Genomic DNA, 25498 nt, shown 5'->3' with positions numbered 1-25498 from the left:
ACAAACTTACTTAAAAAATAGCTTTTAATTGTACAGTGCCCGTATGTATTGCACTAGAATTCGTACTTTTTCTACCTAAATAAGATACCGATAAATTTAAAACAGATGTTAATTTTTGATTCAATTGCAAGTTCCAGGTATAGTTCCTACCAATCTGGAGTCCTTCTAACATTTGATACCCTACTGGCGAATTTGAATTCCCTGTAAAATCATTTAAAAACATAGCAGTATCTGCACTAATTTGATTCTTTTTTGAACTTATAAAAAAATAAGAAAGTCCTATTTTTTGCTGCTGCAACTTTTCAAAATTCAACATATTGTTTTCTTTGTTCTTATAATGATAAGAAACTGAAAAACGATGATCTTTATTGTATATAAATGTAAATTTAGGCTGTAATTCTTTTACTGAAATTTCATAATTTCTATTGGCTAAGTTTTCTGTTTTTAGTTTATTCTCTCCTACAGATGCTTTTGTTTCAAATAACCAGAATTTTGTTAGTTTATGTTGAAATTCTAATTGATGAATAAATGAATTTCCTTCTTGATTTCCCACAGAAAACTGTTGTTTGTTTTGCGATTTACCAAATGTATAAGTCCAACTATAATTCTGAAGGTTTCTATTAAAGTAAAAGCTATTTCTAAAGTTAAAATTTAACCCTAATACCCCATCCCCAGATGTATTGAAAGGATTCCAATTAAAACCACTTCCAGCTCGTAAACGTTCGTTATCAATAGTTACATACGTTTGATTATAAAAATGTGAAAGTGTTTTTTTAAATCCTTTTTTACTACCCCATTGTTTAGGGTTTAAAGTAATGGATTGTTTCCATTTTACACGTTGAGTAGCAAGAAATCGTATGTTAGGTAACGCTATTCGTAAATAAGTGGCTTGGTCTTGAAATTGCGCTATTTCAAACTCATTAAACTGTTGTTCTCCATCATTATTATAATCTATCCAAGTATAATATCCTTGCCCTGGTTCTGTTTTTACATAAATAAAATCCTGTCGCGCTATATTACCTGAAGATGTTTCATAAGCCGTTCCTAAAGTTAAAAGGTTTTTAAAAAATCGTTGATTATATAATATTCTAGAATTCAATGTTGTTTCATTATCAGCTAATCTATTTTCTGTAAACCTATAATTAGCATAGAGTGATAAATTTGTAGTTGTATTCTGTATTATTTTACTATTAATATAAAAAGTTTTACGGTTATTAATTTGTGTAAATGCGTTACTCTTTATACTATCATTCGTTCTATAATTCACACCAAATTTCGCAAATACTTTAGTACTATCACCAATTCCATAATATCCTTCATACTCCTTAAATTGATGACTTGTTATATCAAAATTATTAGTAGACGTTTCTTTCTTTTCATTAGTTTCAAAATTTACAAAACCTCCTAACCATGATTTCTCAAAACTATGTTCAACTTTTGATTGCCCCCTAAAAAAATTATCTTTTCTAGTATTTGTACTATTTTTTAACCAACTTCCATTCACCCATACACTAGTACTATCAAATTTCACCTTTGATTGAAGAGTATGCTTACTTCCTGAAAAGTTATTGCTAAACTTTAAATGATGAAATCCATAAGAAATAGTAGTTTTTTTATTTTTTTGAGCAGTTAAAACAGTTCCTATTTCATGTTGATCTCCTGTTGGACTGTCTAAATTCCAGTTTCTATTAAATTCTACCGCTTGAAATCGTTGTACTGTTTGAAAATTATTTTCAATAAACTTGTAGTTCACATCACTGGTAATTTTCCAGTCTTTATCTAACAATCGTTGATTCCATCCAATCTTAGTAGCTATTCTCTTATTTTTAGAATCGTCAATGTTTGAAAATAAATTCACATCATTATCACTAAACGCTAGTTCAGCTTGTATCGTTGTTTTATCTGAAGGTGAATACTTTGAGTTTACAACAGCTACTTGTAGTTTTGAAGGAGCTACTAACTGAACTACAGGATTATAACCTCCTTGGTTTTTACCTAGATATTTATAAATAGTTCCAATAGCAATGGTTTTATCAACAACATAATCTCCTTTACCAGCTCCTACATTTGAAAAAATCACCGAAAATACCTCATCATTCTCATTAGTGGTATATTCAAAAACCTCATTTCCACTGATTATTGTTTTTTTATATTGAATCCTATTAACAGAAAATTCATCTGCAAAAAAACTAGGCGCCATCATTTTAGTTATATCATTACCTGCATTCGCTAAAATTTGTTTTTGAGCATCTGTAAGCGCTTGTTGTATGGGTTGACTTTTGGCATCATTCTCATTATAAAAATAACCAGCTATTGAAAAGTTATCCTTTTTATATTGAGCTTTTTCATAGGTAATAAATCGTGTGTAATTTCTATCAGAATATTGAAATTCAATACGAATACGCATATCGTTAGTTATAGGGTAGGCTGTATTAAATCTAATTTCCGCTAAGTTATAATCAATAGTATAGTCTTTATTTTCTCCTCTTTGCAACAACACCCCGTTTACAAACACTTTATCACTCCCCGAAACTATAATAATACCCGATTCATTATTTGATCCGAAAATTTTATACGGCCCTTGATTCCCTTCAACACCAACAAAATTAAATGACGAAAACCTACCACGAACAATAGCTCCAGATGCTAAAACATTAGTACTTTCACTTAAATTAGCTCCTACCTCAACTCCTGAAACCTGCTTGTTAAAATTCAAAAAATAACTATCATTATTCTCTAAACTTACATCTCCTCCCTTAACTCTCCAGTTCTTACTATATAATTCAACAAAAATCCGATCAAAATCAGTGATTTTTTGTGAATACCCATTTTGTTGCAACGGAATGTTAGTATCAAAAATATTTGCTCTAATCCCTACTTTATCTGATAACTTCCCAGAAATTGTTAAATCTAACGATGAATTTGTTACTGCATTTTGGTTGTTCCCTCCAGTAACACCCCTAGTAATAAACCCTTGTGTAGTTAAACCATCAAAAAAACGAACATCCGAAGTTTTTTTATTCGTAGTTTCACTATATAATTTCCCTGTATTTTTAGTGTTTTCTACAATTAATCGCTTGTCAAAAGGAGAATACTCTTTTGTTATAAATTCTGGATATCGATAATATTCAACGGTTATTTCTGAATACTTTTCTTTATCAATAATCAGTTGAGACAACCCAAAATTGACTTTATAATTTGATGGATTTATAAGACTACCTTCTTTAGAAAGAAGTTTAAAATTTGTTGGATTAATACTTACACTATCAATTTGAACTGTATCTTTTTTTACTTGTATTTTTTTTAAACGAAATTCTTTTGGTTTTGTTTGTGCATACGCAACAACACCGATTAAAAAACACAAAACACAAAAAAAATTTTTGATCATATCTTAACAACGTAGTATCAGCAAAAATAGTTTAAAATTAGATATTGGAATAAACTAAATATTCATACTTATGTTGCTCACAACAGTCATTAGAAAACTTCTGACTGTTACCTTTACTCTTACATTTATATATACTAACTCTGATTTAAGAGCTAACCAGACAAACGAACAGTTTATTCTATAAACTGAAAAGCATCACTATCTTCTAAAAAACGAAATTTATCTCTACGTTTATTTTGTTCTTCTTTATCTAACTCAACAATTAAAATTGCTTCTTCTCCTTTATCATTCTTAACTAAACAATTTCCTAAAGTATCATAACAAACTGAATTCCCTGTATACTCATACTTATTAGCGTCAAATCCTACTCTATTAACCCCAATAGAATAGCTCATATTTTCAATAGCTCTTGCTTTTAACAAAGTATCCCAAGCATTAATTCTTGGTTTCGGCCAACTAGCAATATATAGCAATAAGTCGTAATTATTTGTATTTCTTGCCCAAACAGGAAAACGTAAATCGTAACAAATTAATGCACGAATTTTCCATCCTTTATACTCAATTAAAATATTGCTTTCGCCAGCGGTATATGTTTCATGTTCTTTTGCTAACGTAAATGTATGCTTCTTATCGTAAGCATCAATTTTCCCAGAGGGATGAACAAAAAGTAATCTGTTAAAAAAGTTCTCATTCTCTTTAATTATAATACTACCAACAATAGCACTCTGTTTTAAGTTAGCCATATTTTGCATCCATTTTATGGTTTCGCCTTCCATTACCTCAGCATTTTCCGCTGCATTCATAGTAAAACCAGTAGTAAACATTTCAGGAAGAATAATTACATCTAACTTAGCTGTAATTGTCTTTATTTTTTCCTCGAAAATCATTCTATTGGCCACTGGATTTTCCCAAACTAAATCCGATTGAACTAATGCTATAGTAAGTTTTTTAGTCATTATTTTTGATTGAAATGAAATCTTTTATATCTCAAAAATAAGATAAAAATTGTACTTTGCTCCTATATAATTAACCGATGCAATCATTTATTTCTGATACATTAGATAGTATTTTAAAAACTACCAAATCATTTGAAGATGTTGAGTTTATACTTCCATCTCAAAGAGCAGGGGTATTTGTTAAGCAAACATTGAAAGATAAGATTACAACAGGTTTTTTACCTAAAATAAGTAATATAGGTGATTATATAGAAGATGTTTCTGGAATGAAGAAAGCAGATTCTGTTCAGTTACTATTTTATTTTTATTCTATTTATAAAAAGGAAGAGGTTAATCCTGATACTTTTGATGTATTTTCATCTTGGGCTTTTACCGTATTACAAGATTTTAATGAAATAGATCAACACTTAATAAATGCGCAAGAGATTTTTGTGTATTTAAGAGATATACATCGCTTACGAAAATGGTCAGTTTCTGGAACATTTCAAGAAACAGAATTGATGAAAGATCATTTTGCTTTTATGGAAAAACTACATAAGCTTTACACCATTTTTTATGAGTTTTTAATTTCGGAAAAGAAAGGATATCAAGGAGTGATTTATAGAGAATCTGTCAAATTAATTGATGATTATATTCTAAAAAACAAAAAAAAGAAATTCTTTTTTATAGGTTTCAATGCATTAAATGCAGCTGAAGAGTTGCTCTTTCAAAAAATGTTAGAAGCCAAAAACACTGAGGTATACTGGGACATTGACCAAGCTTTTTATGAAAGTAACCACCAGGCTGGAAGCTTTATTAGAAAATATAAAACCCGATGGAAATATTATCAAAAGAACCCTATACAAACAGTTGCGACACATTTTTCATCTCCAAAGAATATTCAAGTAATTGGAGCATCAAAAAACATAACGCAAATAAAGTATGCTGGAGAGTTATTATCAAAATTTTCTAACCATAACAATACAGCATTAGTATTAGCAGATGAATCTTTACTTCCAATAACCTTAAACTCATTACCTGAAAATGTTGATGCAATAAATATTACAATGGGATATCCGTTAAAAGATGTTCCTACCACAAGTTTATTACTCATTATTTTTCAGCTTTTTATAAATCAAGAAAAATTACAAAAAAAAGATCACCATCTTTTTTATTATAAAGATGTAATAGCTTTACTAAAACACCCCGCTATATATCAATTATTATATATTGAAGAACATAATATTGCAGACAGTATTTCTGAAGTAATTGTAGCAAGTAATACAACATTTGTCAATCAAGAAAAAATTACAGAGTTTTTTACGCAAATCCCCATAGAAACGCAAAATGTTATTTTACCTCTTTTTAACCCTTTTACTACTGTTGATGACTTTTTATCACGTATTTTAAATGTTATTATTGTTTTAAAAGAAGTTGCTAATGAGTTAGAAAAAGAATACTTATATCGTTTTTTTACTGCATTTATACAATTACAAAACTTACATGACACCTTTAATTATATTCAAGATTTAAAAACACTTCAACAGTTTTTTAAACAACTAATACAATCTGAAAGTTTATCCTTTCAAGGAGAACCTTTACAAGGTTTACAACTAATGGGAGTATTAGAAACTCGTGTATTAGATTTTGAAAACGTAATCATTACCTCAGTAAACGAAGGAGTTTTACCAGGTAATAATCAACAAAATTCTTTTATCCCTTTTGATGTAAAAATAGAGTTTGGATTACCTACCTATAAAGAAAAAGATGCACTTTTTTCATATCACTTTTTTAGAGTGTTACAACGTGCCAAAAACATATACATATTATACAATACAGAACATGATGTTTTTGGAAGTGGAGAAAAAAGTCGTTTCGTTACTCAGTTAGAAATGATGAGAGGCGACTTAAAAGAAGAAATTATAAGTCCTAAAATAATTACAACCGTAACCCAACAAAAAGAAATAACAAAGAACGAAGAAGTTTTAGAAAAATTACGAGAACTAGCTAAGAAAGGGATATCTCCATCAGCCTTAACCAACTATTTATATAACCCGATAGCTTTTTACAAACAAAAAATATTAAAAATAAAAGAGTTTGATGATGTAGAAGAAACTGTTGCTGCAAATACTATGGGAACTGTTGTACATGACACTTTAGAAGCTTTATACAAGCCTTTTGAAGGTAAATTTATATCAGTTGAGATCATTACTAAAATGCAACAAAAAACTAAAGAGTTAATTGTTTTCTATTTTTCAGAGCATTTTAAAAATGGAGACATTAGCACTGGTAAAAATCGATTAATTTTTGAAGTTGCTAATCGTTTTGTTATTAATTTTTTAAAACAAGAAAAAGAACTTCTTAAAGATGACAGTAATCAATTAAAAATAATTGCTACTGAACAAACATTAGCTACTCAAATAACTATTGAAGGGTTTGATTTTCCTATTAAAATTCATGGCCAGGTTGATAGGATTGATGAATTAAACGGAGTTACTAGAATTATTGACTACAAAACGGGTAAAGTAGATGCGTTAAACTTAAAAGTATTAGATTTTAGTTTATTACCTGAATTAAAATATCATAAGGCTATTCAAGTAATGCTGTATACATTCTTATATACACAACATACTAACTATGATTTTTCAAAACCATTAGAAGCTGGTATTATTTCATTTAAAAATTTAAAAAATGGTTTTTTAAAAATGAATTTTTCTTCAAATTACAAAACTCCTGACAATGAAATTACAGAAGGAAAATTGGAAGAATTTATGCATGAAATAAAAGAAATACTAAAAGATCTTTACAACCCAGAAACTTCTTTTATTGAGCCTACTGATTTGAAGTATTAGATATTTAAAAAAGTAAATTTAGTTACTAAATATCCATAAACACTACAACCCACGTTTGATTGTTATAATCGTAACGTACTAACTCTTCAAAACCAACGGCTTTATGTGCATTTATTGAACGAATATTTAAGGCATCTATTTCAGTAATTATACAATCATATGTAGCTGTAAAAGCATCTCTCATCTTTGCATATAAACCTCTAAAAACACCTTTTCCTCTATATTCTTTGCCAATACAAACCTGTCCCATAATAATATAATTACTATCAGATTTTATAGAATTATCTATTTCAGTAAACATAGGAGCTAAAACAGCTATTTCACCTCTAAATTTTTTAGACATAGATAAAGCATACCCAATAACATTTCCTTTACAGGTAGCAATACTATGCGCATGTACTTCATGCATGTTTTTTAATATTGCTAAATCATGTTGTACGGTAACAAAACCCTGCTCCTTTTTGTCAACTTCAGTTAAATTAACAGGTATATTTTCAGCTTGTAATGCTAATATTTGCTCTAGCTCTAATAGATTTTCAGTTGTTTTAAATTCAATCATAAATTCACTTTTTAATGAAATATAACCAAGTTTGGATTGGTATTATTTTTATGGATGTGCATTTACCCATACTTCGCCATCAGAAAAATATTCTTTTTTCCATATAGGCACAGTCTCTTTAAGCGTATCAATAGCATACTGACAAGCCTCAAAAGCAACTCCTCTATGCGGAGAAGAAACTGTTATAATAACAGGAATATCTCCAATAGTTAATAAGCCCTCAGCATGATGGATTGCTATTTTTTTTACTGAAAATTTTGTTAAGGCAATATTAGCTATCTTTTTCATTTCTTTTATAGCCATAGGCTTATAAGTAGAAAAGTCTAACTGAGTTACTTCTTTATTTTTTGTAGCGTTCCTAACTGTACCTACAAATACAGCGATTCCTCCACAAGAAGGATCTGCTACAAAATCATAACATTCTTGTAAATTTAGTTTTTCAGACAGTATTTTTACAGAAATAGTATCCATTCTTTTTTAACAAATATATAAGTTTGTTATTAAATCAAATCCTATTTTAATATAGTTTTAAATAGTTATTTTTGTTGAAGAAAAAGAACAGTATTAAAATAGTAAATATGTTTATTATAAACCTTACCTACAAAGCTCCTTTGAAAAAAATTGATCAATTTTTAGAAGCACACATACAGTTTTTAAATAAACAATATACAGACGGTTTTTTTTTAACATCCGGAAGAAAAGAGCCTAGAAACGGAGGGATTATACTCTGTAAAGCAAAAAATAAAGATAATGTTGAGCAAATTATAAAACTAGATCCTTTTAAAATAAATAATTTAGCAGATTACGAAGTAATTGAATTCACACCAACGAAAACTAATGAAAAACTTAAGTTTTTAATAGAGCACTAAAAACTATTTGCTTTTTAAATACAATTTTTTTGACAAGAACAAACACACAATAACAATACATGAAAACACTAAACGATTATAATTTTGAAAACAAAAAAGCATTAATACGCGTTGATTTTAATGTTCCTTTAAATGATGTTTTTGAAGTAACCGATGACACAAGAATTCAAGCTGCAAAACCAACAATTATTAAAATTTTAGAAGATGGAGGAAGTTGTGTACTTATGTCACATTTAGGACGCCCAAAAGGTGTTGAAGAAAAATATTCATTACGTCATATTGTAGAAACAGTAACTACTATTTTAGGTGTAAAAGTTTCTTTTGTTGAAGATTGTATTGGAGATAAAGTGGAAACTGCTATCTCAAATTTAAAAGCTGGTGAAATTTTATTATTAGAAAATTTACGTTTCTATGGTGAAGAAAAAGCTGGTGATGTTACATTTGCTGAAAAACTTTCAAAATGGGGAGATATTTATGTAAATGATGCTTTTGGAACTGCGCACAGAGCTCATGCATCAACTGCTGTAATAGCTCAGTTTTTTTCTGAAAATAAATGTTTTGGAAATTTATTAGCTCAAGAAATTGAAAGTATTGATAAGGTTTTAAATAATTCAGAAAAACCAGTTACAGCAATTTTAGGTGGCGCAAAAGTATCTTCAAAAATTGGAGTAATTGAAAATATTATTGACAAAGTAGATCATATTATAGTAGGTGGAGGAATGACATTTACTTTTATCAAAGCTTTAGGTGGAAAAATAGGAAACTCTTTAGTTGAAGATGATAAATTAAATTTAGCATTGGCTATTTTAAAATTAGCAAAAGAAAAGAATACTGAAATTCATTTACCAGTTGATGCACTTATTGCTGATTCTTTTAGCAATGAAGCAAATACTAAAACGGTAAACACTAATGAAATCCCTGACGGTTGGATGGGACTAGATTGTGGTCCACAGACCTCTGAAAAATTTGCAGAAGTTATCTCAAAATCTAAAACTATTTTATGGAATGGACCATTAGGAGTTTTCGAAATGGAAAACTTTGCAAGCGGAACTATTGAATTAGGAAAAGCAATTGCAGAAGCAACCAATAATGGAGCATTTTCATTAGTAGGCGGTGGTGATTCAGTTGCTGCAGTTAAACAATTTGGCTTTGGAAATAAAGTAAGTTATGTATCTACTGGTGGTGGTGCAATGCTAGAAATGTTAGAAGGTCAAACCTTACCTGGTATAGAAGCGATACTTCAATAAGTATACTTATCATATTAAAAAAATAAATCCCGCAAATTGCGGGATTTATTTTTTTATAAAAACTTTACATTTTTCTTTTCAGAAATATTGGTATTTTTATGTTTTTAAGTAATTAAATCAACATTCAAAAAAGAAAGATTTAAAAGAATTTGACTCTCATCAAATTTTATTGAATCAGCTAAGGAGTGTAAAAGAAGAAATTGCTAGATATTCATAAATTAAATGACTAAATATTTCAAAAATGAAATACACAACATTACCAAATACTGATGTAAAAGTTTCTAAAATATGTTTAGGAACCATGACTTGGGGAAATCAAAACACTGAAGTAGAAGGGCATGAACAAATGGATTACGCTTTAGAGCAAGGGGTAAACTTTTTTGATACTGCTGAGTTATATTCCGTACCTGCAACTCCAGAAACTTATGGAGCAACAGAAAAAATTATTGGATCATGGTTTAAGAAAACAGGAAATCGTGATAAAGTTGTTTTAGCTTCTAAAATAGCTGGTGGTGGCGATTATACAGCTCACATTAGAACTGGAGGTTTTAACAAAAAAAATATTTCTGATGCTATTGAAGGTAGTTTAAAACGCTTACAAACTGATTATATTGATTTATACCAATTGCACTGGCCTGATCGTGGCGTGAATTGTTTTGGTGTTCGTGATTACCCATATAAAACCTCAACTAAAGAAGCTGAAAAGCATTTAGAAATTTTAGAAACCCTTAATGATTTTGTTAAACAAGGGAAGATAAAACATGTTGGTTTATCTAACGAAACTCCATGGGGAACCATGAAATATTTGCAAACTGCTGAGAAGCATAATTTACCCAAAATGGTAACTATTCAAAATTCATATTCCTTAATTCACAGAAGTTATGAATATGGAATGAGTGAAGTTTCAATGAGAGAAGATGTTGGATTGCTAGCTTATTCTCCACTAGCCCAAGGTGTTTTGTCAGGAAAATATTTAGGAGGAAAGAAACCTGAAGGAGCAAGAGGTACATTGTTTCCACGTTTCATTTCTCGTTACATGGGTGAAGGATCTAAAAAAGCAGTTTTAGAGTATCAAAAAATAGCTGATAAACATGGATTAACATTAACACAATTATCACTTGCTTACATTAATCAATTACCATTTGTAACAAGTAATATTATCGGAGCTACAAAAATGAGTCAATTAAAAGAAAATATTAACTCTATAAATATTGAGCTTAGTGAAGATATCTTAATGGAAATTGAAATAGCTCACAATAAGATGCCAAATCCTGCTCCTTAAGGATTTTTATTATTTTTTAACCCTTATGTGTTAAAACTCAAAATAAACACTTCTATCAAATAAAAACCCGATGAAATAAATCTCATCGGGTTTTCAAATTTAAAAAGTATACCCAATTGTTATGGACATAGTACTGTATTTTGAACTTATGTTAGAATATGTCGTTAAAAAATCACGATTATTTTGATATGTCAACTCTAAACTATAATTGTTCTTATAAACATATCCTATATGAAAACCAATACTACTACTAGTTCTTATAATAAAATCTTTAATAATAGCCCCATCAGTTCTTGTATATCTTAAGTATGAATCAAAATTAAAATCTAAAACAACAGATCCACCTATAAACATTTTAGAAACATCGTTCAGAAAAAAATAGCGTTTAATCCCAATTGGAACTTCAATAGATTTATAATTAGTTTCTACTATTATTTTTTTCTCAACTAGAAACGCAAAAGGAAGTTCTTTTTTAGCACTAAAAAATTGAAAAGTTGGTTCTACAAATAAAGACCATTTATTTTTGTTAAATGGCAAAAAGTATTCACCTTCCACTCCTATTTTGTATGTAGTTTTAGAATCGAAACTAATACTTGGTAAAAAACTAGAAGAATTGTCAATATCTAAAGTAGTATTTCTTACTCCTCCTTTTAAAGAAACTTTAAAAACCCCCTTGGTTTCTTTTTCATACTGATCATCAATTAAATACCCTGAACATTTATTGTATTTAATAAAAAACTTACTTAGACTTTGCTTTTTATATCTTAACTTCTCTATCTCTTTTAAAGAAATCGTTTTACAAGTTAAATTTTTAAATAACTGCTGCTTATACCTTTCATTTACATAAATAAAATTTCGATTAAGATTTTTGTTTACAATACTTCCGTTAAAAGAACTCAAGTTAGCATTATGCTTTGAATTTAAGTATCTTTTATAAATAAGAGGTTTAATAGATTTCTCTTTATTACTATAAAAAAACCTTTTTAAATTACCTCTCTTGTATCTATATAAATTTGACTTACCTTCTACCAACACTTTTAAAAAAAGAGTTTCTTTTTTTAAAATAGGTTTTCTAGAACCATCCAATTTACTAGTTTCATTACTTGACTGATCAACATCAACATTTCCTCTTGTATACTTTGAAAAATTATAAACTCCAAATTCTTTAACTGATTCTATAGTATTAAAAATTTCAGGAGCACCATGATTAAGTTTATATTTAAATTTCAAAGGATTATTATCCCAATCTTCATTTTTTATTAAACATTCTACTCTTTCATTATTATTTTTTATAAAATAACCTTTTTCGAATTCAATTTGTGAGTAACAATTAATTGTTGCTAAAAAAACAGCAACATAAAATAGCATTTTTTTCATTAATTCTTTTTTTTAAAATTTTCGCAAAAATAAAAAAGCCTATCAAATGATAGGCTTTTAATATATTTATTTTCAATAAGAATTAATTCAACAAAGCTGGAGAGTAATTCGTTGGGTAATCAGCAGCTTTAGCTAAACCTTTAGTAGCTTTCATAAAGTTAGAACCATATTTACCATCAATAGCTTCTAACATTTTATTTGCCATTAAAGCATAACCTCTAGCAGTTAAGTGAATTCCATCTAAACTAACTAAACCACCAAAAATTAAACTAGTATTCAACGTATACTCATCAAACTGTAAACCAGAAGTTGAGGCAGTTTTTAAAATAACATTAAAATCTACAAAAGCCAATCCTTTTGAATCTGCCATTGCTTTAATGGTTGTATTATAACCATCTGTAGCTGTTTTTATAGCGTCAACCTCAGTTTTTGTTAACACCCATTTATCTTCTAATGGAACTGAAACTCCATTAACTAACAAAGGATTACCTCCTACAGTAGTACCAATAAAAGTAGAACTAGGTAGTACTAATAAATCTTCACTAGTTGCTTGTCTATAATTTTTTAATCCTGGATTAATCGCTGTTAAATTTGTTAAATTTTTATCTACAATAACAACAGCATTTTTCCCTTCAGAAAAATTAATTGTTCTTTTTGCTATTTCAGCATCAGCCATAGCTTGAGTCATAGGAGTATTAGCTACTAAGAAAGCAAAAGCTTGTTTTATACCTGCATTATACAGTGCAAATCCCTGATTAGAAGCAGCAGCTACTGTAGCTGTCATAGGCACTGGGTTATGAGGCACTGTTGTAAAATGAGGTAATGTAGTTATGTACGGTAAATTTGCAACAACTCCTTTAGCCCCTTGTGCAGTTAATGTATTAATAATAGCACCAAAAGCGGCATCAAAAGTAGCTTTTGGAGTAATTGCTCCACTAGCACCTCCGGCCACAGCATAGTCTAATACATCATTTCCACCAACTTCAGAAAGCGTAAAAAATGTTGGTAATTTTGACGCTGCCTCAGCTAATAATGTAGATTGCGTTGGCATCATTCTTACAAAGTAAGGGTTTGCAGTTGCAGGAACTGTAGCTAAACCAGCTGCACTTCCATAATTAGGAGCTAAAAAATGAAAACTTTTTGCTCCAGGAATACCATAATTATTAAAAGCAGGTGCATTATCTGCTGGAAAACCTACTTTAGTTGTTGGTTTAACTGTTAACCTTGTAGGTCCTGAACCATTAAAATAAAATCTAGGCTGTAAAGCTACATTAGCTCCGCTTACCATTCCTCCAATATTATCTTTCATTAGAGGTTGGTTAAAATCACCTCCTTTAGCCATTGAAAACTTACTAGCTAAAATATTTGGGAAAGAATTTTTTTGAGCTTCCTTAAATAAAGCTCCATCTGTAAAACCTGCAGTAAAAGAAGCTCCTAATGATATATATTTAGAAAAATCTGCTGTTCCTTCTGTCACAGCAACAACTGGAACTTCTGGGGTATTATCCTTAATTGGATCTAAATCATTATTTACATCACAAGCTACTAATCCTATAAAAAGAACTGGTAACCAATTATATTTAAAATTTATTTTTTTCATCTTTTTAGTTGTTAATTGTCCAAGAAAGGAAATACTGAGAACCTATTGCTCCAACACCTGGTGCACTAAAGTATTCTTTTCCTGTTAAGTTAGCTCCTCCTAATTTAATTACTGACTTCCATGCTGGAATTCTATAATTCACCTGTGCATCTAACACAGTTCTTGAATCCACATCTCCTTCGAAGAAAGAAGACTCCCAGTAAAATTCATTCTGCCATCTAGCACTAACATTAAAACCAAAGTTTTTAAATAAATCTGTTTTACCTAATTGTAATTTTACTTTGTGCTCAGGAGTATTAAATCCTGCTTCAAAATCTGGATCAGAAGTTTGATCAAAATCAAATTTAGACCAAGTATAGTTTAATCCAACGTTAAATCCATTGAAAACTTTAGTAGTTAACCCTAAACCAACTCCATAAGAAGTAATATCTGCTGCTGAATTTGTTCTAAAACCAACACCTGCGAAATCTCCATTTCTTAATGCTAATAAAGCTAAATCACCTTGAGTAGCACCTGGCACTCCACTAGGAGCAGTACTTCCTACTTTTCCATAAAAAGGAACTGCAATATTTTTAATAGCAATAAAGTCTTGATAATCGTTATAATAAGCACTAAAATCAACACCTACTTTTTTATCTGAAACAGATAAAGCACTTCTATATCCAACTTCAAAAGAGGTTACTTTTTCAGGTTTAACTAAACCAAAATTTGCTTTAGATGGAGCTCCTGCTTCGATTGAACTTAATGAAAAGGCATTCTCAAAAGCATCTCTACCTGTATATGTTGTAGTAGCACCTAAACCAGATACAGCTCTACCAGCTGGACTTACACCTATTGGTAAAGAAGTAAAACGATCTAAGTTATCTTCAGCTGTACCTATTAATGTACCACCACCAGTTGTTAAACCAATATATTGATCTTGTGTCGTTGGGTTTCTAAATCCTGTTTGAAAAGATGCTCTAAAGTTATGATTCTTAAATTCTCCAGCTGAATACGCTAAAGATAAACGAGGAGAAACATTTCCTTTAAAGTTTTTAGCTTTGTCATAACGAGCAGAACCAGTAAACTTTAAACGGTCTTCTAAAAATTTCTTTTGTATTTGTGTATATACACCATACTCATCATAAGCAATAGGACTATCAGCATCCGTAAATATAGTTCCAAAAGAATTTAAGTTAAATTGCCTGTATGAACCTCCTACTTGTACCTCTGCCCAATCAATATAATCACGTAAATTTAAGTTTGCATCAACATGATATAAACTTGTTTGATCTTGAAATTTAGAACCACTTGTTAAATCTGGATCTTTAGTTACCTTATCAAAAGCAGCTTTAAATTCAGGAGTACCTGGCATATAACGACCTTGATCAGCAAAACTTCTAGCCGCAACGTGAGCATTAGCAGGATTAGCACCACCTTGTGTAGCAGCGTTAAAATATCCTAATACATATCTTGCAAACCAAGTATTATCTGCATCTTTTGGATTAGCTAATTGACCAGTAGCTGGATTTATAACCCATTGGTTGTTTATGTTTAAACCTGCAAATCTTGTATCATAAGAATCTCCAGCATCTTCTCCTGTATAATATCCTCTTACAAAGAAGTTTTTACCTCTAAACTCTAATTTATGTTGCTCCATAAAGAAGTTAGCAATATTATATCTGTTTTGACCTTGGTAAATAGTATTACCAGTACCATACTTAGAATTCCAAATAATTTCTAAACGGTCATTACCCCAAGGGCGGTAATGTAAAGAAGCACCAAACTTTAAACTTTTTGCTTCATTACTCATTAAATCTACCTCATTGTAACCTGTTCTACTAACTCTAACGTTAGGAACAACTCCTTGTGCAGATGCTGGTAAAGTTCCATTTGCTACTAAACCATCAACTACTCTTTTCAAATCAGTAACTGCCTCATCACCATAAACATTAAGTCCATCAAAATCTAGTCTTGAGTCTCTATCTCCTGGTAAATAATTCCCACCTACTCCACTTGTATTTCTATAATCTGTAGCGTGCCACTCTTCTCCTTTTAAGTAAGAAAACGTAGCTTTAACAGCAAATTTGTTATCAAATGCATGAGCCATACGAATACTAGCATCATCAAAACGATTGTTTCCAGCAGCTTGCTGAACTGTATATCCTGTTTTATAAACAACACTTATACCTTGATCGTCAAAAGGATTTTTACTAGTCATTAACATAATACCATTAAAGGCATTTGCTCCATATAATGCAGAAGCAGCTCCTGGTAATATTTCAACTGTTTTTACATCTAATTCAGACATCCCTAAAAGGTTACCTAATGCAAAGTTTAAAGCTGGAGAAGAATTATCCATTCCATCAACTAACTGAACAAATCGTTCATTTGCAAAAGCAGCAAAACCACGAGTGTTTACTGATTTAAATGTTAATCCACTTGCGTTAATATCAACTCCTTTTAAATTCTCTAAACCATCATAAAAAGAAGGAGAAGATGTGTTTTTTATCGCTCTTGAATCAAAACGCTCAATTGTAACAGGAGATTCCATAATACGCTCTGGCGTTCTTGATGCTGAAATAACTACCTCATCTAATGAAGTTGCATTTTCAGTTAAACTCACCTCTACTATTTGGTTATTCTGTGTTATTTCTACTTTTTTTGTTTCATACCCTAGCAAAGAAATTTCAAGAGTAAAAGGAGGAGTGTCGGTTACTTTTAAAGTAAATTTCCCATCAAAATCGGTACTAGTTCCGACTGCCTTTCGGGAAACCTTAATGTTTGCACCTGGCAGCGGTCCACCAAGCGATGCGTCATTTACTGTACCCGTAATAGTAGTCTGTGCAAACATCCCACTACTAAGCACTGCAAATGCAACAAGTAATAATCTTTTCATCATAATGTGTAAAATAATTTGTTAACTTACCGCAAAATACGATTTTTTTTCATTTTCAAAATATTTGTGTTAAATTTTATTAAAAATTAAATAATAACTCAATCTTTATTGCTAATCACAATTCTCTCATTATTACTAACTATGCTTTTTCTATATGTTATACATATTGTACATTTGCTAAAACTTTTTAAAAATTGGAAATAACTCACTCAATTTTTGACTTTACTCCTACTCAAAAAACATTTGTTACCATTGGTACCTTTGACGGTGTACATATAGGACATCAAAAAATTATAAAAAAGTTAGTTGAAGATGCTAAATCAGCCAACATGAAATCGGTTTTATTAACTTTTTTTCCTCACCCAAGAATGGTACTTCAAAAAGAAGTTTCAATTCAATTAATAAATACGATTAAGGAACGCACAAAGTATCTAGAACAATTAGGGCTAGATTACCTAATAATCCATCCTTTTAGTAAAGAATTTTCTAGATTAACAGCTTTAGATTTTGTTCGTGATATTCTGGTTAATCAACTTAACACTTCAAAATTAATTATTGGTTACGACCATCATTTTGGAAAAAATAGAGAAGGTAACATTGAACAATTAACCGAGTATTCTCACTTATACGATTTTGATGTTGAAGAAATTCCTGCACAGGATATCAATGATGTTTCTGTAAGTTCTACTAAAATTAGAAAAGCCTTATTAGGTGGCAAACTTAAAACTGCAAACAAATATCTTGGCTATAATTTTCCGCTTGCTGGCAAAGTTGTAAATGGAAAACAACTAGGTAGTAAAATAGGGTTTCCAACTGCTAACATAGCCATTATTGAAAATTATAAACTTATTCCTAAAACAGGTGTTTATGTAATTAAATCTAAAATTAACAATGAATTATTTTTTGGTATGATGAATATAGGTAACAGACCTACAGTTGATGGGAAAGATCAAACTATTGAAGTTCATTTTTTTGATTTTAATCAAAATATTTATGACCAAGAAATAAGTGTTAATTTACTTTACTTTGTAAGAGATGAACAAAAATTTGAATCTATAAACGATTTAAAAAATCAATTAAAAATCGACAAAGAAACTTCTATTAGTTTTTTAAAAAGTTACGCCAATTACTAATTTTAAATTTCATTTAAAGCCCCCCGGTTTTAAACATTACATAGTTTGTTTGACGTAACTTCCAAGGCAAAGTTAGTCTTTTTAATTTCTTAATAATGACAGACTTGTCATTATGTTTTCAATATGTTTTTTAGAATTTGTATCAAAAAAAATGATACTTACCAAAGACGAGATAATTTTAAGAAAAATAGCCCTTTGTATTAAAACTTTACGAACTAAATACGATGTTACTTTAAGTGAATTTTACATTGATACGGGCATTCATTTAGCAAGAATAGAACAAGGAAAAACAAATGTAACTGTTTTTACTATTCAAAAAATATGTGATTATTTCAATATTACACTATCTGATTTTTTCATGATGCTCGAACAAATTTAGTATTAAAAACACATTGCTTAAATGTATTACATCCTGTATCTTTGCCTTTCTTAAAAAAATAATAAAAGATGTTACAGGTTCAGTTTATTCGAGAAAACAAACAAGCTGTTTTAGAAGGATTAGCAAAACGTAGTTTTGCTAATGCTCAAACAATAATTGAAGAAGTATTAAGTACTGATGAAACCAGAAGATCAACTCAGGTTTTATTAGATAATATTTTAGCTGAATCAAACAAACTGTCCAAAGAAATTGGTAATTTATTTAAATCAGGAGAAGCACAAAAAGCTAATCTTTTAAAAGAAAAAACAGGTCAGTTAAAAGATCAATCTAAAGAGTTAACAGAAAAGTTAAATATCGCTACGAGTGAGTTGCAAGAGTTATTATACCAAATACCTAATATACCTCATACTTCTGTTGTAGCTGGAAAGAACGAAGAAGATAACGAAGAGATTTTTTCTGAAGGTATTATTCCTGAGTTAAATGAAAACGCACTCCCACACTGGGAATTAGCTAAAAAATACGATATTATTGATTTTGATTTAGGTGCTAAAATTACTGGAGCTGGTTTTCCTGTTTATAAAGGAAAAGGTGCTCGTTTACAACGTGCATTAATCAACTATTTTTTAGATAAAAATATTAACGCTGGCTATAAAGAGGTTCAAGTACCTCATTTAGTTAATGAAGCTTCAGGAATAGCTACAGGTCAGTTACCAGATAAAGAAGGACAAATGTACCATGCATCTGTAGATGATTTATACTTAATTCCTACTGCTGAAGTACCAATAACTAATATTCATAGAAATGATTTAGTAAAAGAAGCTGATTTACCTATTCAATACACAGGTTACACACCATGTTTTCGAAGAGAAGCCGGTAGTTATGGTGCTCATGTACGAGGATTAAATCGTTTGCATCAATTTGATAAAGTTGAAATAGTAAGAATTGAACATCCAGATAATTCTTATAATGCATTAAATGGAATGGTAGAGCACATTAAAGAAATTTTACGTGAATTAAAATTACCATATAGAATTTTACGCTTGTGTGGTGGAGATACAGGATTTGTTGCTGCCTTAACTTTTGATTTTGAATTATATTCAACTGCGCAAAAGCGTTGGTTAGAAATAAGCTCTGCTTCAAACTTTGAAACTTATCAAGCAAACCGTTTAAAGTTACGTTTTAAAAACAGTGATGGGAAAAGTCAATTAGTACATACTCTTAATGGTAGCTCGCTTGCATTACCTAGAGTTTTGGCTGGTATCTTAGAAAACTACCAAACAGAAAACGGAATTAAAATACCTGAAGTTTTAATCCCTTATTGTGGATTTGATACCATTGACTAAATTGCAAACAAATAACTAAAATTAAAAAAGTAAGTTTCAAGTTTGAAACTTACTTTTTTAATTTGCTATAATAGCTGTCATTATTTTTTTGCATTTATTCATTTCTAAAAGTGCCTCAAAATATTGAGATATTTGACCTTTCTTCATAAACTCATTTGCTCTTTCTTTTGCCGAGTTGTATTGTATAGATAAGTTTTTCATACTAGTATTTGTTTAGTTCTTTTATTAGTAAGACAAAGTTCGTGCCAAAATGTTACAAGGACTTTAATAAAAAATATAATTTTAATGAATTTTTAACAAAAAAACACATGTTTTACTAAACTTTTAAAAGGCTAAATATTTGATTATATGGTCTTTTTTCAAGAAGTTTGTGTACATTGTATTCAAAATAAATACATTTAATTTTTAATGAAAAAACTTATCTTCTTATTTACTTTTTTTATTTCCAGTCTATTTTGTTATTCTCAACAAAACGGTTTTATAATTGCTGAAAATTATTTTAGAAATGGTGAATATGAAAAAGCAATACAATTATATAAAGAGCTTCATAACAAAAGTCCTTATAATACAACTTATTTAAAAAGATTAATTAGTTGTTACCAAGAAACTAACCAATTTTTAGTTGCTGAATCTTTACTTCTCAAAAAACTAAAGAAATACCCAAAACAAACATACACATATGTGATGTTAGGGTATAATTTTGAACGTAAGCAAGAAATTAACAAAGCCGATGAGCAATATAAAAACGCATTAGAATCTGTAAAAAACAATAGTGGATATGGTGGTATAATAGCAAACCTTTTTAAAAACTACAACAAGTTAGATTATGCTTTAAAAGCTTACAATGGCATTATGGATAATAATCCAAAAGCAAATTACGGATTTCAGCTTGCTCAAATTTATGGTGAAAAAGGTGATTTTGAAAAGATGTTTGACTCGTATGTTAATTTAGTTGATAGAAATGAAAAATACCTCAATAATATTAAACGATATGCGAGTAAATATATTAACGATGATAGCGAGAATGAGAATAATACTTTATTAAGAAAATCAATTTTAAAAAAATCAATTAGTAAGCCCAAAAATGTGTGGAATGATTTGCTTGCTTGGTTATTTATTAAACAAAAACAATATCAAAAAGCACTAATACAACATAAAGCTTTACTTGCTAGGGACGCTGATAATTTATCTGGTATAAAAAATTTAGGTAAAATAGCTTTTGAAAACAAAGACTACGAAACCGCTAAAGAATGTTTTGATATCGTAATAGAAAAAACTAATTACCCTACTGATAAATTCAGAGCTGTTTATATGAATTTACAGGTTGATATTGTTACAAAACAGCCTAATATTGAAGAGAAGTTTCAACAAATATTTACTAAGTTTGGCTCAAACAGAAATACATTATTTATTCAATTAGCTTACGCAGACTTTTTAACTTTTACCAAAAATAACCCTGAAAAAGGAATTAAAGTTTTAGAAAAAGCAATGAGTTTTACTAATTCAAAATTCACCAAAGCTTCCGTTAAACTTAAACTAGGAGAAATATTAGTTTTTACTAGAAACTTCAATAAAGCACTCATTTATTTTTCACAAGTACAAACTCAATTTAAAAATCACTTTTTAGCACAGGAAGCTCGTTTTAAAGTTGCTCAAGCCTCATATTTTAAAAATGATTTTAAATGGGCTAAAGCACAATTAAAAATATTAAAAGGATCTGCAACTCAACTTATAGCCAACGATGCCGCAGAGCTTTTTTTAACAATTTCAGACAATCAATCTAAAGACAGTATATCTACTGGACTAAAAGAATACGCAAAGGCAGATTTATTAGCGTATCAAAATAAAAATAAAGAAGCCATCGGTTTATTATCAGAAATAATAACAACTTATAAAAGTCAACCAATTGAAGATGAAGCCTTATATAAACAAGCTCAGTTATTTGTAAAACAGGAAGCATATGCAAATGCTATTGATAACTTTACTAAAATTTTACAATTAGATCCTGAAGGAATCTTAGTTGACAATAGCCTATATGAATTAGGAGAGTTATATAATAAAAAATTAAATAATCCTGAAAAGGCATCTGAATACTACCAAAAGATTATTTTTGACCACGCTTCCAGTATTTACTTAGTAGATGCTAGAAAAAAATACAGAAAATTAAGGGGAGATAATATTTAATTAACTATTTATATCATATACAATAGCCACAAGAATTAATCTTTGCTATTACACTTATTGATATAGTATTACATTACAAATTATGTATATATATAACGTAACAATAAACGTAGACGAAAGCATTCATAATGAATGGCTTATTTGGATAGAAAAACACATACCTGAAGTATTAGCTACAGGTAGGTTTATAAGCGCTAAAATGACACAGGTTTTAGTGGAAGAAGAAATGGGGGGTGCTACCTACTCTATTCAATATACAGCAAAAACAAGAGAAGATTTAGACAATTACTATAACCATGACGCAAATAAACTTCGTACTGATGGAATGAAGAAATTTGCTGACAAAATGTTGGCCTTCAGAACTGAATTAAAAGTAATTAACGAATTCTACCCTACGGTAAGCAGCAATTAAAAATGCAAAACAAAATTTACCAAAACAGAAACACTATTCTTTATTTAAGTGTTTTTTTAATAGTTTTAGGTGCCCTAATAACCTACTTTTACTATGGTATTGAACCTTGGGAAACAATTGGAGGCTTTTTAGGTGGTTTTGGATTGGGAGCACTTATAATTGTATTTTCAATAAAAAAACCTACTATAAATAATTAGTATTAGAACATGACAGTAAGAGCAAAAAAACATTTAGGACAACATTTTTTAAATGACGAGAGTATTGCTAAAAGAATAGCAGATTCTTTAACCGAAACAGGATATGAAGATGTACTTGAAATTGGTCCTGGAATGGGTGTTCTAACTAAATATTTGTTAGAGAAAAAGTCAAAAGTTACGGTTATGGAATTAGACACTGAATCTGTAACTTATTTAAAAGAAACCTTTCCTTTAGAACATTTAAAACTAAATACTTCTTCAGAAAAATTTACCATAATTGAAGGCGATTTTTTAAAACAAGATTTCACAAAAGTTTTTAATAAAAAACAAGTTGCTATTATTGGCAATTTCCCATATAATATTTCTTCTCAAATAGTTTTTAAAGCTATTGAAAACCGTGAGTTTGTTCCTGAATTTTCTGGAATGTTTCAAAAAGAAGTAGCTAAACGAATTGCGGAAAAAGAAGGGAGTAAAGTATACGGTATTATTTCTGTATTAACACAAGCTTTTTTTGATGCAGAATATTTATTTACAGTTCCTCCTACTGTTTTTAATCCACCACCTAAAGTAGATTCTGGGGTTATCCGTTTAACTAGAAAAGAAAATTACACGCTTCCGGTTGATGAAAAATTATTTTTTAGAGTTGTAAAAACTGCTTTTAATCAGCGAAGGAAAATGCTTCGTTCTAGTTTAAAATCTTTTAATCTTTCGGTTACTTTAAAAGAAGACCCTATATTTGCGAAGCGTCCCGAACAATTGTCGGTACAAGACTTTATAAGCTTAACGTCTAAAATCGCAAACGATGGCATTAGAGATCACTAAAGACCTTATTGATAACGTACGAGAATTAATAAAAAATCAAAAAGACACTGCTCTTTCTAATTTTTTTGCAGAAGTACATCATGCAGATATTGCTGAAGTATTAGATGAGTTATCATTTGATGAAGCCGTTTATATTATTCGTTTGCTTGACTCTGAAACCACTTCAGAAGTGTTAATGGATGTTGATGAAGATGTTCGTGAAAATGTACTAGAACAACTATCTGCCAAAGAAATTGCTGAAGAAATTGACGAACTTGATACAGATGATGCTGCTGATGTTATTGCTGAATTACCTGAAGAACGTAAACAGGAAGTAATTCAAAAAATTGAAGATAAAGAACATGCTAAAGAAATTGTTGAACTTCTACGTTATGATGAAGATACTGCTGGTGGTTTAATGGCTAAAGAGTTAGTAAAGGTTAATGAAAACTGGAATGTGCTTACTTGCGTAAAAGAAATGCGTAAACAAGCAGAAGAAGTTACCAGAGTTCATTCTATTTATGTAACAGATAATGATGGAAAACTAAAAGGACGTTTATCATTAAAAGATCTTTTAATGGCCTCTACTCGGTCAAAAATTGCTGATGTATATATTCCTAAAGTAGATTTTGTTGACGTTCATGAAAAAGCTGAAGATGTTGCTAACATTATGCGCAAATACGATTTAGAAGCGATTCCTGTAATTGATGAATTGGGTGTTTTAGTTGGACGTATTACTATTGATGACATTGTTGATGTAATTAAAGAAGAAGCAGAAAAAGATTATCAATTAGCTGCAGGTATTACACAAGACGTAGAAGCTGATGACACTATTTGGCAATTAACTAGAGCACGTTTACCTTGGTTATTTTTAGGTTTAATAGGTGGTGTAGGTGCAGCAAGAATTATGGGTTTTTTTGATGATGCTATTGCTGAAAACGCAATTCTTTTTATGTTTACTCCGTTAATAGCTGCGATGGCTGGAAATGTAGGTGTACAATCATCAGCTATTATAGTTCAAGGTTTAGCAAATGATGATGTAAAAGGAAGCATTACCGATAGGTTATTAAAAGAAGTATCTTTAGCAATGATTAATGGACTTGCTTTGGCTATTTTACTTTTTATATATGTTTTTGCTACTGAACAAGACATGAATATAGCTAGTGCTATTTCTGTATCTCTTTTTGTAGTTATTATTGTAGCTGGTTTGGTAGGTACATTTATTCCTTTATTTTTAAATAAAAGAGGAATTGATCCGGCAATAGCTACCGGTCCATTTATAACTACAAGTAACGATATTTTTGGAATTTTAATTTACTTCTGGATAGCCAAAGTTATTATTGGTTTTTAGTTGTTTGCTCTACTTTTTGGAACAAACTATCTATTTGATCTTTAGGTATAAAACTTTTTAACATTATAAGCGCTCCAAAAACTATTAATAAAACTCCCATCCCCCTTTTGATTCTATATATTACCAATGGTGTTAACTTGCTTTTTAATTGTTTCGCTAAAAGTATTTTACCTAAATCGCTTAAAGCATACCCAATTATTACGGTAAAAAAGTACCAAAACATATAACTAGGATTCATATTTAATGTTGGACCTACTACCACAATTATACCTAACCATCCTGCCAAAACACCAACATTAATAAAATTTAAAGCGAATCCTTTTAAAACTAATTTCAAATAGTTGTTGCTTTCTGGAATATCTACTTCACAAACTTCAACCTCCTTTTTATTACTTTTATCTAAGTAAGTTATTAATCCGTATACAATTAATATTAAACCCCCAATTAAAAATAATCGAGGGTCATCTTTAATTTTTTCTAATAAACTTCTACTTCCAAAATATGCTATAAGCATAAAAAATATATCGCCTAAAATTACACCAATATCAAATGCAATTGCTGCTCTAGCGCCTTTTAAAATACTTGTTTTAATAAGCATAAAAAACACCGGACCAATCATAAAAGACATTACTACACCTACAAAAAAGGCATTTTTTAAATCGTAAAAATCCATTAATTTTTATTTATTTATAAATAATAGCCATCATTTAA

At 29.7% G+C, this 25498-nt stretch carries 21 protein-coding genes; 12 read left to right on the top strand and 9 right to left on the bottom strand.

The window, feature by feature from the left end; all coding sequences use genetic code 11:
* Window positions 1-10: 10 nt before the first annotated feature.
* Together BLV71_RS05990 and BLV71_RS05985 are read right to left on the bottom strand one after the other, a co-directional pair.
* Window positions 11-3388: a hypothetical protein gene (locus BLV71_RS05990; RefSeq protein WP_093869671.1), complete on the bottom strand. Its 3378-nt coding sequence runs from the start codon at window positions 3386-3388 to the stop codon at window positions 11-13.
* A 173-nt stretch (window positions 3389-3561) separates the two neighbouring features.
* Entirely contained in the window at window positions 3562-4344 is a 783-nt protein-coding gene (locus BLV71_RS05985) for an amidohydrolase (protein WP_093869670.1), read from the bottom strand.
* 77 nt (window positions 4345-4421) lie between these two features.
* Between BLV71_RS05985 and BLV71_RS05980 the strand changes: the two genes are divergently transcribed.
* On the top strand, window positions 4422-7175 hold the full coding sequence (locus tag BLV71_RS05980; RefSeq protein WP_093869669.1) for a PD-(D/E)XK nuclease family protein: 2754 nt from the start codon (window positions 4422-4424) through the stop codon (window positions 7173-7175).
* A gap of 25 nt (window positions 7176-7200) precedes the next feature.
* Here BLV71_RS05980 and BLV71_RS05975 read toward each other — a convergent pair whose 3' ends face one another.
* Both BLV71_RS05975 and BLV71_RS05970 read right to left on the bottom strand, forming a co-directional pair.
* Entirely contained in the window at window positions 7201-7734 is a 534-nt protein-coding gene (locus tag BLV71_RS05975; RefSeq protein ID WP_093869668.1) for a GNAT family N-acetyltransferase, read from the bottom strand.
* 48 nt (window positions 7735-7782) lie between these two features.
* The gene (locus BLV71_RS05970) at window positions 7783-8205 is read right to left on the bottom strand and encodes a molybdenum cofactor biosynthesis protein MoaE (RefSeq protein ID WP_093869667.1); all 423 of its coding nucleotides are present in this window, start codon (window positions 8203-8205) and stop codon (window positions 7783-7785) included.
* Between the two features lie 107 nt (window positions 8206-8312).
* On the opposite strand from BLV71_RS05970, the gene BLV71_RS05965 reads away from it, so the two are divergent.
* From BLV71_RS05965 to BLV71_RS05955, 3 genes are all read left to right on the top strand, one after another.
* Complete coding sequence (locus tag BLV71_RS05965) at window positions 8313-8603, top strand: YciI family protein (RefSeq protein ID WP_093869666.1); 291 nt, start codon at window positions 8313-8315, stop codon at window positions 8601-8603.
* A 59-nt stretch (window positions 8604-8662) separates the two neighbouring features.
* Window positions 8663-9850 carry a phosphoglycerate kinase gene (gene pgk, locus BLV71_RS05960; RefSeq protein ID WP_093869665.1) on the top strand — a complete coding sequence of 396 codons (1188 nt, stop codon included), beginning with the start codon at window positions 8663-8665 and terminating at the stop codon, window positions 9848-9850.
* Window positions 9851-10091: 241 nt separating this feature from the next.
* A complete protein-coding gene (locus BLV71_RS05955) occupies window positions 10092-11132 on the top strand; it encodes an NADP(H)-dependent aldo-keto reductase (protein WP_093869664.1) in 1041 nt (346 codons plus the stop codon).
* A gap of 99 nt (window positions 11133-11231) precedes the next feature.
* Here the strand turns inward: BLV71_RS05955 and BLV71_RS05950 are convergent, their stop codons facing one another.
* The 3 genes from BLV71_RS05950 to BLV71_RS05940 form a co-directional block, all read right to left on the bottom strand.
* Entirely contained in the window at window positions 11232-12509 is a 1278-nt protein-coding gene (locus BLV71_RS05950) for a hypothetical protein (protein ID WP_093869663.1), read from the bottom strand.
* Between the two features lie 82 nt (window positions 12510-12591).
* The gene (locus tag BLV71_RS05945; RefSeq protein ID WP_093869662.1) at window positions 12592-14109 is read right to left on the bottom strand and encodes an SGNH/GDSL hydrolase family protein; all 1518 of its coding nucleotides are present in this window, start codon (window positions 14107-14109) and stop codon (window positions 12592-12594) included.
* A 4-nt stretch (window positions 14110-14113) separates the two neighbouring features.
* Window positions 14114-16990 carry a TonB-dependent receptor gene (locus BLV71_RS05940; protein ID WP_093869661.1) on the bottom strand — a complete coding sequence of 959 codons (2877 nt, stop codon included), beginning with the start codon at window positions 16988-16990 and terminating at the stop codon, window positions 14114-14116.
* A gap of 191 nt (window positions 16991-17181) precedes the next feature.
* On the opposite strand from BLV71_RS05940, the gene BLV71_RS05935 reads away from it, so the two are divergent.
* The 3 genes from BLV71_RS05935 (at window position 17182) to serS (ending at window position 19842) form a co-directional block, all read left to right on the top strand.
* Entirely contained in the window at window positions 17182-18120 is a 939-nt protein-coding gene (locus BLV71_RS05935) for a bifunctional riboflavin kinase/FAD synthetase (protein WP_093869660.1), read from the top strand.
* A 151-nt stretch (window positions 18121-18271) separates the two neighbouring features.
* Window positions 18272-18499 (top strand): helix-turn-helix domain-containing protein, encoded by a 228-nt coding sequence (locus BLV71_RS05930; RefSeq protein WP_158530821.1) that lies wholly within the window; start codon window positions 18272-18274, stop codon window positions 18497-18499.
* Between the two features lie 68 nt (window positions 18500-18567).
* On the top strand, window positions 18568-19842 hold the full coding sequence (serS, locus tag BLV71_RS05925; protein WP_093869658.1) for a serine--tRNA ligase: 1275 nt from the start codon (window positions 18568-18570) through the stop codon (window positions 19840-19842).
* A 57-nt stretch (window positions 19843-19899) separates the two neighbouring features.
* Here the strand turns inward: serS and BLV71_RS18505 are convergent, their stop codons facing one another.
* On the bottom strand, window positions 19900-20043 hold the full coding sequence (locus tag BLV71_RS18505) for a hypothetical protein (protein WP_176974359.1): 144 nt from the start codon (window positions 20041-20043) through the stop codon (window positions 19900-19902).
* 207 nt (window positions 20044-20250) lie between these two features.
* Between BLV71_RS18505 and BLV71_RS05920 the strand changes: the two genes are divergently transcribed.
* From BLV71_RS05920 to mgtE, 5 genes are all read left to right on the top strand, one after another.
* Entirely contained in the window at window positions 20251-22026 is a 1776-nt protein-coding gene (locus BLV71_RS05920; protein ID WP_093869657.1) for a tetratricopeptide repeat protein, read from the top strand.
* 82 nt (window positions 22027-22108) lie between these two features.
* The gene (locus BLV71_RS05915) at window positions 22109-22438 is read left to right on the top strand and encodes a DUF4286 family protein (protein ID WP_093869656.1); all 330 of its coding nucleotides are present in this window, start codon (window positions 22109-22111) and stop codon (window positions 22436-22438) included.
* 2 nt (window positions 22439-22440) lie between these two features.
* Window positions 22441-22635 (top strand): hypothetical protein, encoded by a 195-nt coding sequence (locus tag BLV71_RS05910; protein WP_093869655.1) that lies wholly within the window; start codon window positions 22441-22443, stop codon window positions 22633-22635.
* A gap of 9 nt (window positions 22636-22644) precedes the next feature.
* The gene (gene rsmA / locus BLV71_RS05905; protein WP_093869654.1) at window positions 22645-23457 is read left to right on the top strand and encodes a 16S rRNA (adenine(1518)-N(6)/adenine(1519)-N(6))-dimethyltransferase RsmA; all 813 of its coding nucleotides are present in this window, start codon (window positions 22645-22647) and stop codon (window positions 23455-23457) included.
* Window positions 23438-24787: a magnesium transporter gene (gene mgtE / locus BLV71_RS05900; protein WP_093869653.1), complete on the top strand. Its 1350-nt coding sequence runs from the start codon at window positions 23438-23440 to the stop codon at window positions 24785-24787. Before rsmA ends, mgtE begins: the two co-directional genes overlap by 20 nt.
* On the opposite strand, the gene BLV71_RS05895 is transcribed toward mgtE, so the two are convergent.
* Window positions 24774-25460, bottom strand: coding sequence for a LysE family translocator (locus BLV71_RS05895; protein ID WP_093869652.1), 687 nt, complete (start codon window positions 25458-25460; stop codon window positions 24774-24776). The genes mgtE and BLV71_RS05895 overlap by 14 nt on opposite strands.
* Window positions 25461-25498 lie beyond the last annotated feature (38 nt).

This window comes from Tenacibaculum sp. MAR_2010_89 (assembly GCF_900105985.1).
GTDB lineage: Bacteria > Bacteroidota > Bacteroidia > Flavobacteriales > Flavobacteriaceae > Polaribacter > Polaribacter halocynthiae.
This window is presented reverse-complemented; position numbering and strand designations above follow the sequence as displayed.

Bases quoted from the DNA above. Each gene is read 5' to 3' on its own strand.
- BLV71_RS05920 (WP_093869657.1), top strand. From the start codon at position 20,251: ATGAAAAAACTTATCTTCTTATTTACTTTTTTTATTTCCAGTCTATTT.
- BLV71_RS05930 (WP_158530821.1), top strand. From the start codon at position 18,272: ATGATACTTACCAAAGACGAGATAATTTTAAGAAAAATAGCCCTTTGT.
- pgk (WP_093869665.1), top strand. From the start codon at position 8,663: ATGAAAACACTAAACGATTATAATTTTGAAAACAAAAAAGCATTAATA.
- BLV71_RS05990 (WP_093869671.1), bottom strand. From the start codon at position 3,388: ATGATCAAAAATTTTTTTTGTGTTTTGTGTTTTTTAATCGGTGTTGTT.
- BLV71_RS05955 (WP_093869664.1), top strand. From the start codon at position 10,092: ATGAAATACACAACATTACCAAATACTGATGTAAAAGTTTCTAAAATA.
- BLV71_RS05940 (WP_093869661.1), bottom strand. From the start codon at position 16,990: ATGATGAAAAGATTATTACTTGTTGCATTTGCAGTGCTTAGTAGTGGG.
- BLV71_RS05950 (WP_093869663.1), bottom strand. From the start codon at position 12,509: ATGAAAAAAATGCTATTTTATGTTGCTGTTTTTTTAGCAACAATTAAT.
- BLV71_RS05975 (WP_093869668.1), bottom strand. From the start codon at position 7,734: ATGATTGAATTTAAAACAACTGAAAATCTATTAGAGCTAGAGCAAATA.
- BLV71_RS18505 (WP_176974359.1), bottom strand. From the start codon at position 20,043: ATGAAAAACTTATCTATACAATACAACTCGGCAAAAGAAAGAGCAAAT.
- mgtE (WP_093869653.1), top strand. From the start codon at position 23,438: ATGGCATTAGAGATCACTAAAGACCTTATTGATAACGTACGAGAATTA.
- rsmA (WP_093869654.1), top strand. From the start codon at position 22,645: ATGACAGTAAGAGCAAAAAAACATTTAGGACAACATTTTTTAAATGAC.
- BLV71_RS05945 (WP_093869662.1), bottom strand. From the start codon at position 14,109: ATGAAAAAAATAAATTTTAAATATAATTGGTTACCAGTTCTTTTTATA.
- BLV71_RS05980 (WP_093869669.1), top strand. From the start codon at position 4,422: ATGCAATCATTTATTTCTGATACATTAGATAGTATTTTAAAAACTACC.
- serS (WP_093869658.1), top strand. From the start codon at position 18,568: ATGTTACAGGTTCAGTTTATTCGAGAAAACAAACAAGCTGTTTTAGAA.
- BLV71_RS05910 (WP_093869655.1), top strand. From the start codon at position 22,441: ATGCAAAACAAAATTTACCAAAACAGAAACACTATTCTTTATTTAAGT.
- BLV71_RS05970 (WP_093869667.1), bottom strand. From the start codon at position 8,205: ATGGATACTATTTCTGTAAAAATACTGTCTGAAAAACTAAATTTACAA.
- BLV71_RS05895 (WP_093869652.1), bottom strand. From the start codon at position 25,460: ATGGATTTTTACGATTTAAAAAATGCCTTTTTTGTAGGTGTAGTAATG.
- BLV71_RS05965 (WP_093869666.1), top strand. From the start codon at position 8,313: ATGTTTATTATAAACCTTACCTACAAAGCTCCTTTGAAAAAAATTGAT.
- BLV71_RS05915 (WP_093869656.1), top strand. From the start codon at position 22,109: ATGTATATATATAACGTAACAATAAACGTAGACGAAAGCATTCATAAT.
- BLV71_RS05985 (WP_093869670.1), bottom strand. From the start codon at position 4,344: ATGACTAAAAAACTTACTATAGCATTAGTTCAATCGGATTTAGTTTGG.